Source organism: Rhodococcus pseudokoreensis (assembly GCF_017068395.1).
Classification (GTDB): Bacteria; Actinomycetota; Actinomycetes; order Mycobacteriales; family Mycobacteriaceae; genus Rhodococcus_F; species Rhodococcus_F pseudokoreensis.
In genome coordinates, this window is sequence record NZ_CP070619.1 from 621,355 (window position 1) to 635,283 (window position 13,929).

At 67.8% G+C, this 13,929-nt stretch carries 15 protein-coding genes; 4 read left to right on the plus strand and 11 right to left on the minus strand.

Annotated elements, in window-relative coordinates; genetic code table 11:
* The first annotated feature begins 3 nt into the window (after positions 1 to 3).
* Positions 4 to 1,425 carry an APC family permease gene (locus JWS13_RS08295; RefSeq protein ID WP_206005250.1) on the plus strand — a complete coding sequence of 474 codons (1,422 nt, stop codon included), beginning with the start codon at positions 4 to 6 and terminating at the stop codon, positions 1,423 to 1,425.
* Positions 1,426 to 1,469: 44 nt separating this feature from the next.
* Here the strand turns inward: JWS13_RS08295 and JWS13_RS08300 are convergent, their stop codons facing one another.
* The 8 genes from JWS13_RS08300 to dxr all read right to left on the minus strand — a co-directional run bounded on the left by JWS13_RS08300 (position 1,470) and on the right by dxr (position 9,226).
* Entirely contained in the window at positions 1,470 to 1,898 is a 429-nt protein-coding gene (locus tag JWS13_RS08300) for a GyrI-like domain-containing protein (protein WP_206005251.1), read from the minus strand.
* On the minus strand, positions 1,895 to 2,377 hold the full coding sequence (locus JWS13_RS08305; protein ID WP_206005252.1) for a GyrI-like domain-containing protein: 483 nt from the start codon (positions 2,375 to 2,377) through the stop codon (positions 1,895 to 1,897). Before JWS13_RS08305 ends, JWS13_RS08300 begins: the two co-directional genes overlap by 4 nt.
* A 1-nt stretch (position 2,378) precedes the next feature.
* Positions 2,379 to 2,684: a hypothetical protein gene (locus JWS13_RS08310; protein ID WP_124392798.1), complete on the minus strand. Its 306-nt coding sequence runs from the start codon at positions 2,682 to 2,684 to the stop codon at positions 2,379 to 2,381.
* Positions 2,685 to 2,842: 158 nt separating this feature from the next.
* The gene (locus JWS13_RS08315; protein ID WP_206005253.1) at positions 2,843 to 4,657 is read right to left on the minus strand and encodes a penicillin-binding transpeptidase domain-containing protein; all 1,815 of its coding nucleotides are present in this window, start codon (positions 4,655 to 4,657) and stop codon (positions 2,843 to 2,845) included.
* Between the two features lie 54 nt (positions 4,658 to 4,711).
* The gene (locus tag JWS13_RS08320; protein ID WP_206005254.1) at positions 4,712 to 5,548 is read right to left on the minus strand and encodes a GNAT family N-acetyltransferase; all 837 of its coding nucleotides are present in this window, start codon (positions 5,546 to 5,548) and stop codon (positions 4,712 to 4,714) included.
* Positions 5,549 to 5,642: 94 nt separating this feature from the next.
* Positions 5,643 to 6,800, minus strand: a complete 1,158-nt coding sequence (gene ispG / locus JWS13_RS08325) for a flavodoxin-dependent (E)-4-hydroxy-3-methylbut-2-enyl-diphosphate synthase (protein ID WP_124392797.1) — start codon at positions 6,798 to 6,800, stop codon at positions 5,643 to 5,645.
* Positions 6,801 to 6,841: 41 nt separating this feature from the next.
* Entirely contained in the window at positions 6,842 to 8,062 is a 1,221-nt protein-coding gene (locus JWS13_RS08330; RefSeq protein WP_206005255.1) for a M50 family metallopeptidase, read from the minus strand.
* Positions 8,063 to 8,068: 6 nt separating this feature from the next.
* Positions 8,069 to 9,226, minus strand: coding sequence for a 1-deoxy-D-xylulose-5-phosphate reductoisomerase (dxr, locus tag JWS13_RS08335; RefSeq protein WP_206005256.1), 1,158 nt, complete (start codon positions 9,224 to 9,226; stop codon positions 8,069 to 8,071).
* A gap of 120 nt (positions 9,227 to 9,346) precedes the next feature.
* Between dxr and JWS13_RS08340 the strand changes: the two genes are divergently transcribed.
* Positions 9,347 to 9,616, plus strand: a complete 270-nt coding sequence (locus JWS13_RS08340) for a DUF2631 domain-containing protein (protein WP_072937825.1) — start codon at positions 9,347 to 9,349, stop codon at positions 9,614 to 9,616.
* Positions 9,617 to 9,696: 80 nt separating this feature from the next.
* Here JWS13_RS08340 and rlmN read toward each other — a convergent pair whose 3' ends face one another.
* On the minus strand, positions 9,697 to 10,806 hold the full coding sequence (gene rlmN, locus JWS13_RS08345; protein WP_087556523.1) for a dual-specificity RNA methyltransferase RlmN: 1,110 nt from the start codon (positions 10,804 to 10,806) through the stop codon (positions 9,697 to 9,699).
* Between the two features lie 114 nt (positions 10,807 to 10,920).
* Between rlmN and JWS13_RS08350 the strand changes: the two genes are divergently transcribed.
* A complete protein-coding gene (locus tag JWS13_RS08350; RefSeq protein ID WP_206005257.1) occupies positions 10,921 to 11,334 on the plus strand; it encodes a LapA family protein in 414 nt (137 codons plus the stop codon).
* Positions 11,335 to 11,417: 83 nt separating this feature from the next.
* On the plus strand, positions 11,418 to 12,269 hold the full coding sequence (locus tag JWS13_RS08355; RefSeq protein ID WP_206005258.1) for an HpcH/HpaI aldolase/citrate lyase family protein: 852 nt from the start codon (positions 11,418 to 11,420) through the stop codon (positions 12,267 to 12,269).
* A 9-nt stretch (positions 12,270 to 12,278) separates the two neighbouring features.
* Here the strand turns inward: JWS13_RS08355 and JWS13_RS08360 are convergent, their stop codons facing one another.
* A complete protein-coding gene (locus JWS13_RS08360; protein ID WP_206005259.1) occupies positions 12,279 to 12,980 on the minus strand; it encodes a class I SAM-dependent methyltransferase in 702 nt (233 codons plus the stop codon).
* A gap of 10 nt (positions 12,981 to 12,990) precedes the next feature.
* Positions 12,991 to 13,917, minus strand: coding sequence for a phosphatidate cytidylyltransferase (locus JWS13_RS08365; protein ID WP_206005260.1), 927 nt, complete (start codon positions 13,915 to 13,917; stop codon positions 12,991 to 12,993).
* Positions 13,918 to 13,929 lie beyond the last annotated feature (12 nt).

The window sequence follows — 13,929 nt, forward strand, 5'->3', positions numbered from 1 at the left end:
ATCATGGGATCGACAGCGGACGCCACGAATTCGGGCACACCGGGTTCGAATTCACCCGAACAGCCGAGCCTCAAACGGGTCATGGGCCCGGGGCTGCTCCTGTTGTTCATCGTCGGCGACATTCTCGGCACCGGCATCTACGCGCTCACCGGCAAGGTGGCCAATCAGGTCGGGGGCGCGGTGTGGCTACCGTTCCTGGTGGCGTTCCTCGTCGCGATCATCACGGCGTTCAGTTACCTGGAGTTGGTCACGAAGTACCCGAAGGCCGCAGGCGCCGCGCTCTACACGCACAAGGCGTTCGGGGTGCATTTTCTCACGTACATGGTCGCGTTCGCCGTGATGTGCTCGGGAATCACGTCCGCCTCGACGGCGTCGCGGGCGTTCGCGGCCAATTTCGTCGAGGCGTTCCATCTCGACTTCTCCACCGGAATCGGCATCACCCTGCTCGGTATCGGCTTCATGACGCTGGTGGGTCTCGTCAACTTCCGCGGGGTCAGCGAGAGCGTCAAGACCAACGTAGTACTCACCTGCGTCGAGTTGTCTGGACTCCTGATCATCATCATGATCGGGCTGTGGGCACTCGGCGTCGGCGACGGCGAGTTCTCACGGGTCACCACGTTCGACACCGGCGACCGATCGGCACTCGGCGCGGTCGTCGCCGGGACCGCCCTCGCCTTCTTCGCGATGGTCGGGTTCGAGGACTCGGTCAACATGGCCGAGGAATGCAAGGAACCGAGCCGCATCTTCCCGAAGGTCCTGCTGACCGGTCTCATCATCACCGGCTGCATCTACGTGTTCGTGTCGATCACCGCGATCGCGCTGGTGCCGGTGAGCGAACTCGGCGAGGGCGACACTCCGCTCCTGAAGGTCGTTCAGGCCGGCGCGCCCGCCTTTCCGATCGGGATCTTCGCGTTCATCACCATGTTCGCCGTCGCCAACACGGCACTGATCAATATGCTGATGGCGAGCCGGTTGCTGTACGGCATGAGCCGGGAGGGCGTCCTGCCGCCCCCGCTCGGCCGCGTGCACTCCACCAGGCGCACCCCGTACGTGGCGATCGTCTTCACGACGCTCCTCGCGTTCGGCCTCATCACGTTCGTCGGTGAGGTCCCCGAACTGGGCGGCACGACGGCGCTGCTGCTGCTGGGCGTGTTCACCATCGTCAACATCACCGTGCTCGTCCTGCGCAGGCAACCGGTGGAGCACAAGCATTTCCGCGTACCGACCATCCTGCCGATCATCGGCGCCCTCACGTGCGGCTTCCTCGTCACTCCCTTCGCCGACCGCCCCGCCGTGCAGTACCAGATCGCGGGCATCCTCCTCGGAATCGGTGTCGTGCTGTGGGCCGGGACCGTCGTCGTGAACAAGCGGCTCGGCAAGGGCGGACCCGAGATCGACCCCGAGAAACTCGCCGAGCACGAGTGAAACGGCAGTACTGGTTTTCGCTTCCGCGACCGGCCGTTCGCCGCTCAGTGCAGCGAGAGGAACAGTTCGACCGACCCGTCCGGATGATGCACCTCCAGATCCTCGGTGAAAGCGCGTTCGATCCGGCCGCGCGCCGCCGCGTAGTCGGCGACGCTCCACGTCTCGGCCAGCGCGTCCGGTTCCGATTCGTCCTCGCACCGGAATCGGGCGAAATAGCCGGACCGTACGCCGACGAGGACGTCGCCGGGCTCCATCTTGTCGGTCGAATCGCACGGGTATCCGACGACGACCGTGAACGTGCGCGGCGGCGGAGATGCCGCGTACACGACGAAGATCTCGGAGATCCCCCGATCCCTGATCCGCTCCACCGTGAAGTCGACGAGTTCCCGGCCCGGCCCGGGACGTCCGGGTCTTCCTTCGGGGATGGTCAGGCCCACAAACGATTCGGCCTGCCTCTTGACGATCTCGATCATTGCTTCTCACCTGTTGCTCTGGACGATCCGGCGGACTCGTCCACGCGGATCGGGATGTACAGGTCGACGGCGTAGGCGTGCGGATACGCCTCGAGGTCGCCGGTGTACGTCCGCTCGATATCGCCGTTCGACTCCGCCTCGCTGACCTGCGCCCACAGCCGCAGCATCACGTCCGGGAACATGCCCCGCGAGGTGAACTTCGCGTACGTGCCGGGCGGGATCCGCGAAATGACGTGACCCCGTGTGGCGTCGTCCACCGTCGCGCACTCGTACCCGACGATCTGGGTGTAATACGACTCGACGTCGGGCGCGAAGTCGATGTAGGTGGATGCGAGTGGCCCGCCGACCTCGTGGTGGAGCACCCTCGTCCAGGCGCGGTCGAGACGAGGGTCGCTCAGCTTTCCCAGTGCCCGCTTGGGGCTGCGCACGGGCAGCCCGGCCACCAGGGTTTCGCCGCGCTCGATGATCTCGAAGGACATGTCAGATCGCGTCCTCGAGCACGTGTGCGTCGCGAACGCCGACGCAGGGCACCCCTCGAGCCCGCGCCAGCTGCATCGCCATCGCATCGGATGGCGAACAGAGTCCGTCCAGAACGTCCTCGGTCGCGATCGCGCAGACGACGTCACCCTCACATTCGGTGATCGATTCGATTCCGCGGTCGGAAGCCCACTGCCGCAACGCAACCCACCGCGTCAGCTCGGTGCCGGCGCCCGGGCGCCCGACGAACAGCACCCGCCGGGTGCGGTTCGCTGTCTCCACGCAATTCACTTCTGCACTGATGGTCATCGTCCGACTTCCTGTCCACGTTGGCTTTTCGATCCCGGCTGTGCGGGTTCTTCCGTCTGCAACCAACTATGGACGGCGCCGACGGTGAAGTCTGTCCGCCGATCAGCCCCCGAACAGGATGAATTCCGCGTCCCCCGATCGGTGGACAGCGACCGTGGTCAGTACCCCTCGGGCAGGGCGGCGAACATGTCGCGGGTGACGGCGACGGCGTTGTCGGAACTGCCGCCGCGCACCACCAGCGTCGCGAACGCCAGGTCGCCGCGGTATCCGACGAACCAGGCGTGCGAGCCGCCCTCGACCTCGGCCTCACCGGTCTTGCCGTACACCTCGCCCTGATCTTCGATCCGCTCGGCGGTACCGCTCGTCACCACGAGACGCATCATGCCGCGCAGCCCCTCGACCATCTCCGGGCTGATCGGCGGGTGCTCCCCGTCGATCTTGGTTTCCCGCCCCGCGATCAACCGTGGCACGGGCGTCGTACCGTGTGCGATGGTCGCCGCCGCCAACGCCATCCCGAACGGACTGACCACCACCTTGCCCTGCCCGAACCCGTCCTCGGTCCGCTGCACCAGGTCGTCGGCGGGCGGCACCGAACCCGAGTCGGTGGGCAGGCCGACCACTTCGTAGTCGGGCCCGATTCCGTACTGCGACGCCGCGACCGTCAGCGCGTCGGGCTGCATCTCGCTGGCGAGTTTCGCGAACGACGTGTTGCACGAACGGGCGAACGCCGTCGCCATGGGCACGGTGCCGAGCGCGAATTCGTTGTAGTTGGGGACGCTGCGTTCACCGATCTCGATGCGCCCGGGGCACGGCACCATCGTGTCGGGTGTCGCGATGCCCGAGGAGATCGCGGCGCCTGCGGTGATGATCTTGAACGTCGAACCGGGCGGATACAGGCCGGTCAGCGCAACCGGTCCGTCCTTGTCCGCCGCCTTGTTCTGCGCGACGGCCAGCACGTCGCCGGTCGACGGCTGGATGACGACCATCATGGTCTGGTCGGTGCGGGCATTGACGGCGTTCTGCGCGGCGATCTGGATGGGCCGGTCCAGGCTGATCGAGAACGACGGGGAGGTCTGCGGCGCCGTCTCGGTGAGCACGTCCGTGTCGACCCCGTTCTGGTTGACCGTGACCACGCTCCAGCCGGCCTTGCCGTCGACCTCGTCGATCACGGTCTTCTTCACCTGACCGACCAGATCCGGTGCGAAGTTCCGGTCGGTGGCCACGAGGTCCGCCTCGTCGGACACGCTCACTCCGGGAATGGCGCCGAGCACACCGGCGACCTGCTCGTAATCGTCCGACCGCAACCGGGTGACGAGGTAGTCGCCCTTGACCGCCGTCGCCGATTCGGCGATCGACTGCGCGGTGAGCGTGTTGTCGAACGTGACGAGCGCCGACGCGAGCGACTGGGCGCTGCCGATCACGTTCCCCGACTGCGCCGCATCGAACTTCACGCGGTACACCACGCCGGGGACGAGGACGTCCGAACCGGAATGCTCGTTGACCCGCGCCCGGGGGGCTGCGGTGGACCGCAGCGACATCGTCTGCCGGTCCCCCAGCCGGGGATGGACGTTGGTGGAACTCCACCGCACGGCCCAGTCGCCGCCGCGCCGCCCCATCTGCAGTTCACCCGAATACGTCCACACCCGATTCTTCGGCAGGTGCCATTCGTACGTGTACCCGACGGTGGCCGTGTCACCGCTGACGTCGACATCCGTCGTCCGGGCGTCGAGCGATTCGGCCTGCAGCGACGTCCACGCCGACTCGAGGGCCTGGCGGGCCACGTCCGGGCGATCCGACAGGTCGGCAGCCTGCTCCGAATCCTGCTCGGCGAACGCCGTCAGAAACGCCTGCGCCGCCGGTTCCGGACCGTCCGGTCTCGGCGTGCACGCGGCGAGACCCACCGTCAGCACAGCGGCGCCGCAGAGGGCGATCGACTGGACGACGCGGGAGCGAGAGTATGGCCGCAGGTTCATTGCCGCCCATGCTATGTCGGCGGACACCGCCGACACGGTAGGCGGGCCAGCGCGTCAGTCCAGGAGAATTGTGGCGAACGTCGCGACCTGCTTGAAGCCGATGCGTGCGTACGCGCTGCGGGCCACCGTGTTGAAGCTGTTGACGTAGAGACTGGCGATGCGGCCCTCCGCGATCACGGCCTCCGCGACCGTCGCGGTGCCCGCCGCACCGAACCCGTGTCCGCGGTACATCGGGTGCACCCAGACACCCTGGATCTGACCGACCCGCGCGGACACCGAACCGACCTCGGCCTTGAACACCACCTGATCGTCCTCGAACCTCGCCCACGCCCGGCCGGCGGCGATGAGATTGGCGACTCGGCGCCGGTACCCCCGACCGCCGTCGTTGGCGCGGGGGTCGATGCCGACCTCCTCGATGAACATCGCGACCGCGGCAGGCAGATACTGCTCGAGTTCGTGCATCCGCACCTGCCGGACCAACGGATCCGGGCGGCACTGCGGGGTACTCGCCAGCGCCAGCAGCGGCTGATCGGCCCGGACCTCGCGGGCCGGCCCCCAATCCAGCTCGAGCATCTCCCACAACGGCAACGTCAACTCGGCCCGCCCGACCAGCGACGAGCACATGCGCGGCGTGCGACAGGCGCGATCGGCGAACGCCCGCATGTCGTCGATGCTGCCGCGCAGCGGCACGAAATTCGCACCGGAGAAGCACAACGATTCGAGCGGCCCGCCCCGACTCCACAACTCTCCGTGGATCATCCGGGGATCGATACCGCCCTCTTCTACGCGAGCGGCAACCATGCAGGCGGCGACAGGATCGGCGTCGAGAACGCGGAGCACGTGTGCTGCGTCCCGACTGCTCAACTGTTTGGCACCGAGGAGCTTGAGCATCTACCCAACCTTGTCAGCTAGTGGACCTGCCCACCAGATTGCCACGAACTCGCCGGAAACGGGAGACGTTTCGTTGCCCGCTGCCGGCGCCGGGTCAGCTGACCGTCACGACGGGAGATCCGGACGTCGAATCGCCCTCCATCTCCTCGGCGATTCGCATCGCTTCCTCGATCAACGTTTCGACGATCTGCGCCTCCGGCACCGTCTTGATGACCTTGCCCTTGACGAAGATCTGGCCCTTGCCGTTGCCGGACGCGACACCGAGATCGGCCTCGCGGGCCTCACCCGGACCGTTGACAACACAACCCATGACTGCCACGCGCAGCGGGATCTCCATGCCCTCGAGTCCGGCGGTCACCTCGTCGGCCAGCGTGTACACGTCGACCTGGGCGCGTCCGCACGACGGGCAGGACACGATCTCGAGCTTCCGGGGCCGCAGGTTCAGCGACTGCAGGATCTGCGTGCCGACCTTGATCTCCTCGGCGGGCGGCGCAGACAGCGACACCCGGATGGTGTCGCCGATGCCGTCGGCCAACAGTGCGCCGAACGCCACCGCCGACTTGATCGTGCCCTGGAACGCGGGACCGGCCTCGGTCACCCCCAGGTGCAGCGGGTAGTCGCACTGCGCCGCCAGCTGCCGGTACGCCTCGACCATGATCACCGGGTCGTTGTGCTTCACCGAGATCTTGATGTCGCCGAACCCGTGTTCCTCGAACAGTCCCGCCTCCCACAGCGCGGACTCGACGAGCGCCTCCGGAGTGGCCTTGCCATACTTCTGCATCAGCCGCGGGTCGAGGGATCCGGCGTTGACGCCGATGCGGATCGGGATGCCGGCGTCGCCCGCCGCCTTCGCGACCTCCTTGACGCGTCCGTCGAACTCCTTGATGTTGCCGGGGTTCACGCGGACGGCCGCACAGCCCGCCTCGATGGCCGCGAAGATGTACCGCGGCTGGAAGTGGATGTCGGCGATGACCGGGATCTGGCTCTTCTTCGCGATCGTCGCGAGCGCGTCGGCGTCCTCCTGACGCGGGCAGGCGACGCGCACGATGTCGCAACCGGATGCCGTGAGCTCGGCGATCTGCTGGAGTGTGGCGTTGACGTCGTGGGTCTTGGTAGTGCACATCGACTGCACGGATACCGGGAAGTCGCTGCCGACACCGACAGATCCGACCTGGAGCTGGCGAGTCTTGCGGCGAGGTGCGAGAACGGCGGCCGGGCCTTCGGGCATACCCAATCCGACAGGGCTGGTCACGTGGGTGCCTTCTTTCGTAGCTTCAAATCCGAGTTTAGCGATCACTGGAAGAGCTTGATCGGGTTGACGATGTCGGCGGTCAGTGTGAGGAGCATGTATGCGCCGCCTATGACGATCACCACATAGGTGACGGGCAGGAGCTTCATGTAGTCGACGGGTCCGCCGCGCGGAAGTCCGCGCCTGCTGCGGAACCAGTCCCGGACCCGCTCGTAGATTGTGACCGCCATGTGCCCGCCGTCGAGCGGCAGCAGCGGCAGCAGGTTGAACATTCCGAGGAAGAAGTTCAGGCTCGCGAGCAGCAGCACGAACGCTTCCCAGATGCCCTGTTCGGCGATCTGACCGCCGATGACGCTGGCGCCGTACACCGAGATCGGGGTCTCCGGGTCGCGTTCGCCGCCGGTCACGGCGTGCCACAGGTCGACCGCCTTGCTCGGCATCTGCACCATCCGCTCGGCGGTCATCGCGAACATGTCGCCGGTGAACTCGAACGACGCGGGAACCGCGGAAAGGGCCGAGTGCTCGACGACGCTCGGGGTCGCGCCGATGCCGATCGCACCGACTGTCGCCTCGTGCGGTTCGGTCTCGCCCTTCTCCTGGACCCAGCGCTGTACCTGCTGGACCGGGACGACGATCGTCTGCTCCTCGCCGTCCCGCTCGATCGTGAAGTCGACCGGACCGGACAGCGAGCGGGTCGCGGCGGCCACGTCGGCGAACGTCGCCGTGTCCTTGCCGTCGACCGCGGTGATGACGTCGCCGGTCCTGATGCCCGCCTGCTCGGCGGGGCCCGGGCCGGTGCACTCGGACAGGGCGTAGTCGGGGCCGGGGCCCTGGGTCGGCGCCGCGCATCCGACCGACCCGACGACCGCGTCGGTGGACCGGTTCAGATCGGGCAGCCCCCAGCCGACGGCGAGGACGTAGACCAGCACGAGGCCGAGGACGAAGTTCATGCCGATGCCGCCGGACATCACCGCGAGGCGCTTCCAGGTCGGCTTCTTGTACATGGCCCGGTCTTCTTCGTCCGGTTCGAGTTCGTCCAGCGCCGTCATCCCGGCGATGTCGCAGAACCCGCCGAGCGGGAGCGCCTTGAGCCCGTACTCGGTCTCACCGCGGCGGAAGGAGAAGATCTTGGGCCCGAAGCCGATGAAGTACCGGCGGACCTTCATGCCGGTGGCCTGCGCCACCCACATGTGCCCCGCTTCGTGAAGTGCGATCGACAACGCGATCCCGAGGGCGAAGAGAACAACGCCCACTGCGAACACCATGCAGTTCTAGCCTTCCTGCTTCACGAGCTGGCGTGCTCGCTCACGTGCCCAGCCGTCGGCGGCCAGTACGTCTTCCACGGTAGCCGGTGGCGCCGACCACTCGTCCGCCTCGGACAGCACGGAGGCGACGGTGCGGACGATGCGCGGGAACCGGATGATCCCGTCCAAGAATGCCTGAGCCGCGACCTCGTTCGCAGCGTTGTACACGGCGGTGAGGCATCCGCCACCCTTGCCTGCCTCGCGGGCGAGGTCGACGGCGGGGAAAACCTGCGAGTCGAGTGGCTCGAACTCCCAGGTGGACGCGGTGGTGAAATCGCAGGCCGCGGCGGCGCCCGCGACCCGGTGCGGCCAGCCGAGGGCCAGCGCGATCGGGAGCTTCATGTCGGGTGGGCTGGCCTGCGCGAGCGTCGAGCCGTCGGTGAACGTGACCATCGAGTGCACAATGGACTGCGGGTGCACGGTGACGTCGATCCGGTCGTAGCCGACGCCGAACAGCAGGTGGGTCTCGATCAGTTCGAGCCCCTTGTTGACGAGAGTCGCCGAGTTCAGCGTGTTCATCGGCCCCATCGACCACGTGGGGTGGGCGCCGGCCTGCTCGGGTGTCACCGATTCCAGCCGCTCGGCCGTCCAACCGCGGAACGGCCCGCCCGAGGCGGTGAGGACCAGGCGGTCCACCTCGCCGGCGCTGCCGCCGCGCAGGCACTGGGCCAGCGCCGAGTGCTCGGAGTCGACCGGCACGATCTGCCCCGGCGCCGCGGCCGCCGTCACGAGTGGCCCACCTGCGACGAGCGACTCCTTGTTGGCCAGCGCGAGCCGCGCACCGGACTCGAGCGCGGCCAGGGTGGGCTCCAGGCCCAGCGAACCGACCAGTGCATTGAGGACGACGTCCGCTTGCGTGGTCCTCACGAGTTCGGTGACGGCGTCCGGTCCGCTCAGTACCCCGGGCCGGTCCAGCGCGGCGGCCGCGCTCGGATCCGCGACTGCGACGGACGACACACCCGTCTCACGAATCTGCCGGGCCAACAGTTCGACGTTTCCACCGCCGGCCGCGAGCCCCACCACCGTGAACTTGTCCGGGTTGGCGGCCACCACCTCCAACGCCTGGGTGCCGATCGAACCTGTGCTGCCGAGCAGCAGGACACGGGTGGGCCTGTTTTCATCCACCCGTCCATTGTTCCTGATGAAATGCGGACCGCCCGCCACGGATGGCCCCACTACATACGACGGACGGTCGTATGTCACGATATGTCGAGTAGCGCAACCGAATCTGCAGGAGGATCGATCGTGGCCGGAACCCAGTTGGAGCCCTCGTCCAGCGACCCCATCGTGGCCGCACACATCGACACCGCGGAGGTCCCGTCGGCCGCATGGGGATGGAGCGGTGAGGCGCCGAAGACGTTCCGGTTCTTCGGATGGTTCTTCGCCGTGTTCCTGCTGCTCATGATCATCGGCAACCACAGGGGTTTCGTCGAGGACCTGTGGCTGATCGGCTGCGCAGCCGTGATGTTCTTCATCCTCATTCGCGACATCGTCCTGCGGCGCAAGCCCCGGTAACACCGAACCACGAACGAAACCCCTCGTCCCGATCACTCGGGGACGAGGGGTTTCGTCGTATCGGCCTGCGCGGCGGACGATCAGTTCTCGGCGGCGAGCTGCCCGCAGGCGGCGGCGATCTCCTGGCCACGGGTGTCCCGCACCGTGCAGGACACCCCCTGCGCCAGCACGCGCCGGACGAATTCCTTCTCCACCGGCTTCGGGCTCGCGTCCCACTCACTGCCCGGTGTGGGGTTCAGCGGGATCAGATTCACGTGCACCAGCGGTCCGAGCGCCTTGCGCAGCTTCTTGCCCAGCAGGTCGGCGCGCCACGGCTGATCGTTCACGTCCCGGATCAGCGCGTACTCGATGGAGACCCGGCGACCGGACTTGTCCGCGTAGTAGCGGGCGGCGTCGAGGACCTCCGCCACCGACCAGCGGTTGTTGACGGGGACCAGGGTGTCGCGCAGTTCGTCGTCCGGGGTGTGCAGGGACACGGCCAGCGTCACGCTGAGGTCCTCGTCCGCGAGCTTGCGGATGGCGGGCGCCAATCCCACCGTCGACACCGTCACGGAGCGTTGCGACAACCCGAGGCCGTCGGGGGCGGGCGAGGTGATGCGGCGGACGGCGGCGACCACGCGCTTGTAGTTGGCGAGCGGCTCCCCCATCCCCATGAACACGACGTTCGACAACCGGCCCGGGCCGCCGTGGACGTCACCGTCGCGCAGGGCGGCCGCGGCGGCACGCACCTGGTCGACGATCTCGGCGGTCGACAGGTTGCGCTGCAGCCCGCCCTGCCCGGTCGCGCAGAACGGGCACGCCATCCCGCACCCGGCCTGGCTGGAGATACACAGCGTCGCGCGGTCGGGGTAGCGCATGAGGACGCTCTCGAGCAGCGTCCCGTCGTTCGCCTTCCAGAGCGTCTTGCGGGTGTCGCCGCCGTCGCAGGCCAGGTGCTTGACGGCGGTGAGCAGCGTCGGGAACAGCGCCGCGCCCACCTGCTCGCGCACGGCGGCGGGAAGGTCGGTCATCTTCTCCGGATCCGCCTCGAGCCGCGCGTAGTACTGACGGGCCAGCTGGTCGGCCCGGAACCCGGGCAGACCCAGCTCCTTGACGGCCTCCCGCCGCTCGGTGGAGTCGAGGTCCGCGAGATGCTTGGGGGGCATCCCACGCCGGGGCGCGGTGAAAACGAGGGGAAGCGAGACAGCCATAGTTTCTCCATTGTCCCATTGATTCGGGGGTCGTTGTCGTGCGGATGCCTGATCGACGTTGTTTCGCCGCCCGATGCGCATGCGGAACCCGCCCAGGTGGGTGAAGATCAACTCATGTCGACAACACCGGACGACCCTTCGAACTTCCCACCGGACGTCCCGGCCGGTCGTGGTCCCGGCACCGAACCGGTGCCCACCGACCCGGCGCACCCCGACACGACGCCGTCAGGCACCGAGCATCCCGACGTCGCCCGCCGCAAGGGGATCAAGCACACCCGGGTGGGTGCCACCTGGACCGGTCTGGTGATCGGAATCGTCGTTCTGGTACTGCTTCTCGTGTTCATACTGCAGAACCTCGACAGCGTGACTCTCGAACTGTTCGCCTGGGAATTCACGCTCCCGCTGGGCGTCACCCTGCTGTTCGCGGCAATCGCAGGCGCAGTGATCATGGCCCTCGCGGGCGGTGTCCGCATCATCCAGATCCGGCGGGCTGCGAACCGGCAGCGGCGTCTGAACAGTAATTTCTAACTGAACAATAGTTACGCAAGTGGATTGCGCCGACCCCCTGCGAGCAGAATTACTGTCGTGGATATCACCGGAACGGCACAACTGTGAAGGCCGACATGGAGACGACTGTGGCACCGCGTATCGCAGCTGAACAAGCACGATCCTGGCTGCTGGTTCCCGCCGGCAAACCCGAGGGGTTCGAGGCGGCCCACACCAGCGCCGCCGACGCGGTGATCCTCGACCTCGAGGACGCCGTCACGCCCGATCGCAAACCCCAGGCCCGGGCCGACGTGGTCGCCTGGCTCGGCGAGAGCCGCCGCGCGTGGGTGCGGATCAACGACGCCACCACCCCATACTGGGCGGACGACCTGGCAGCCCTGCACGGCGTGCCCGGACTCGAAGGCGTCATGCTCGCGAAGACCGAGAGCGGAATGCAGGTCGACGCCACCGCCGAGCGACTCCCCGAGGGCACGAAGGTGCTCGCCCTCGTCGAATCCGCGATGGGACTCGAGGCCGCACCCGAGATCGCCCGGACCGAGGCCACCTTCCGGCTGGCGTTCGGCAGCGGCGACTTCCGTCGCGACACCGGCATGGACGACTCGCCGCTGGCGATGGCGTACCCCCGCTCCCGGCTGACGGTCGCCAGCCGGGCCGCCCGGATCGCACCGCCGATCGACGGCCCCACCCTCGGCACCGACGTCGACGCCTTGATCCGCGCGTCGGCGCTCACCCTGTCGATGGGCATGACCGGAAAACTGTGCATGACCATCGCGCAGACGGCGCCGGTCAACGACGCGCTGAGCCCGTCCCCGGCGGAGGCGGAATGGGCGCGGGACGTGATCGCGGACCTCGGCGAGGACGGTTCCCGGGTGCGGGACGGCAGCGACCTCCCCAAGCTGGCCAAGGCCAAGAAGATCAACGCGCTCGCGAAGCTCTTCCACATCGCATCGCGGTAACGACACCGGTCAGAGCAATTCCAGCCCGGCGGGCTTTCGGCGAACGTGCACGCGGTAGCGCACGTCGAGAGCCACGCCGGGTGTCTGCGCGAATGCCGTGGACGCCGTCTTCTTCGTGAACTCGATGCCGAGGACCGCGCGCAGCGCTTCCCGGTTCGGGAAGCGCCATCGTGTCTCGACTCGGGCCAGGTCGAACCCCTGCGCCGCGAAGAAGGCCTCCACGGCCGCCGGTTGGTACTGCGGCAGGTCGGTGCGCATCCACTCTCCGTAGGGATGCGCCGTCGCGTCGAGATCGACCACGACCAGTGCGCCGCCCGGGCGCAGCACCCGCATCGCCTCGCGGATTCCGCGGCCGCAACCCGGGCCGAAGAAGTACGCGGTCCGCGCGTGCACGACGTCGACGGTCGCGTCGTCCAGGGGGATGCCCTCCGCCGAGCCGGCGAGCACGCGGACATTCGCCAGGTGCCCCACGCGGGCGCGGGCGCGTTCCAGAAGCGGCGGATGCGGTTCGATGCCGTAGACCGTCGCCGCGGACTCGGCGAAGACCGGGAGATGGAAACCGGTGCCGCAGCCCACGTCGGCGACGATGCCGCCCGTCCAGTCCACGGCCCCGCGCAAGTGCCGGAAGATTGCCCCGTCCACGTCCTGGGCACGATTCTCCACCTCGTACCACTCCGGCCAGTGCCAGATGTTCGGGCTGGGAATGGTCACGGCAGGGCGGTCACACGAGGACCGTGAGCACCAGCCACGTCACGAACGCCGACGGCAGCAGGGAATCGAGACGGTCCATGATCCCGCCGTGCCCGGGAAGCAGCGTGCCCATGTCCTTGATGCGCAGCTCGCGCTTGACCTGAGATTCGATGAGATCGCCGAGCGTGGCGGTGACCACCAGCACGACGCCGAGGAGCACACCGATCATCGAATTCTCGTCGAGGATCAGTGTGACCGTCAGCAGGCTTCCGATCACGCAGAACAGCAGCGACCCGAAGAACCCTTCCCACGACTTCTTGGGGCTGATCGCCGGCACCATCGGATGCTTGCCGAACAGCACACCCGCCGCATAACCGCCCACGTCGGAGCAGACCACGCCGATCATCAGGCACAACACCCGCCCGGCACCGTCGTCCTGCAGCACCATCAGCACGGCGAACGACGCCAGCAACGGGATCCAGGACGCGACGAACACGGTGATCGCCGTGTCCCGGAGGAAGTTCTGCGGCGTCGCCTTCAACCCGTGGTCGAACAGGCGCCAGACCATGCAGACCAGCACCGTGCCCGCGAAGGCGCTGAGCACGCCGACCGGACCGAACGGCCACCCGAGCCACAGGATCGCCTGGCCCCCGGCGATCAGCGGGATCCGGGGGGCGCTGATACCGGCCTCCCGGAGCCGCTTCGTGACCTCCCACGTGGCGACGGCCATCGCGACCGCGACGACCCCGATCCACACCAGGGGCACGTAGACGAGGATCAGGATGAGCGCGACGCCGAGTCCGACGCCGACGCCGATCGCCGCGGGGAGGTTACGCCCGGCCTTGGATTTCGCGGCCGTGGCCGCCTCCGGCGCGGGCTTTCCCTCGGAGACCGGTCCCGAGGGGTCGCCCTCGGAGATGGGTCCCCCTGGGGTCCCGTGTTCTGCTGGCACGGTCACTGTCCCCGATCC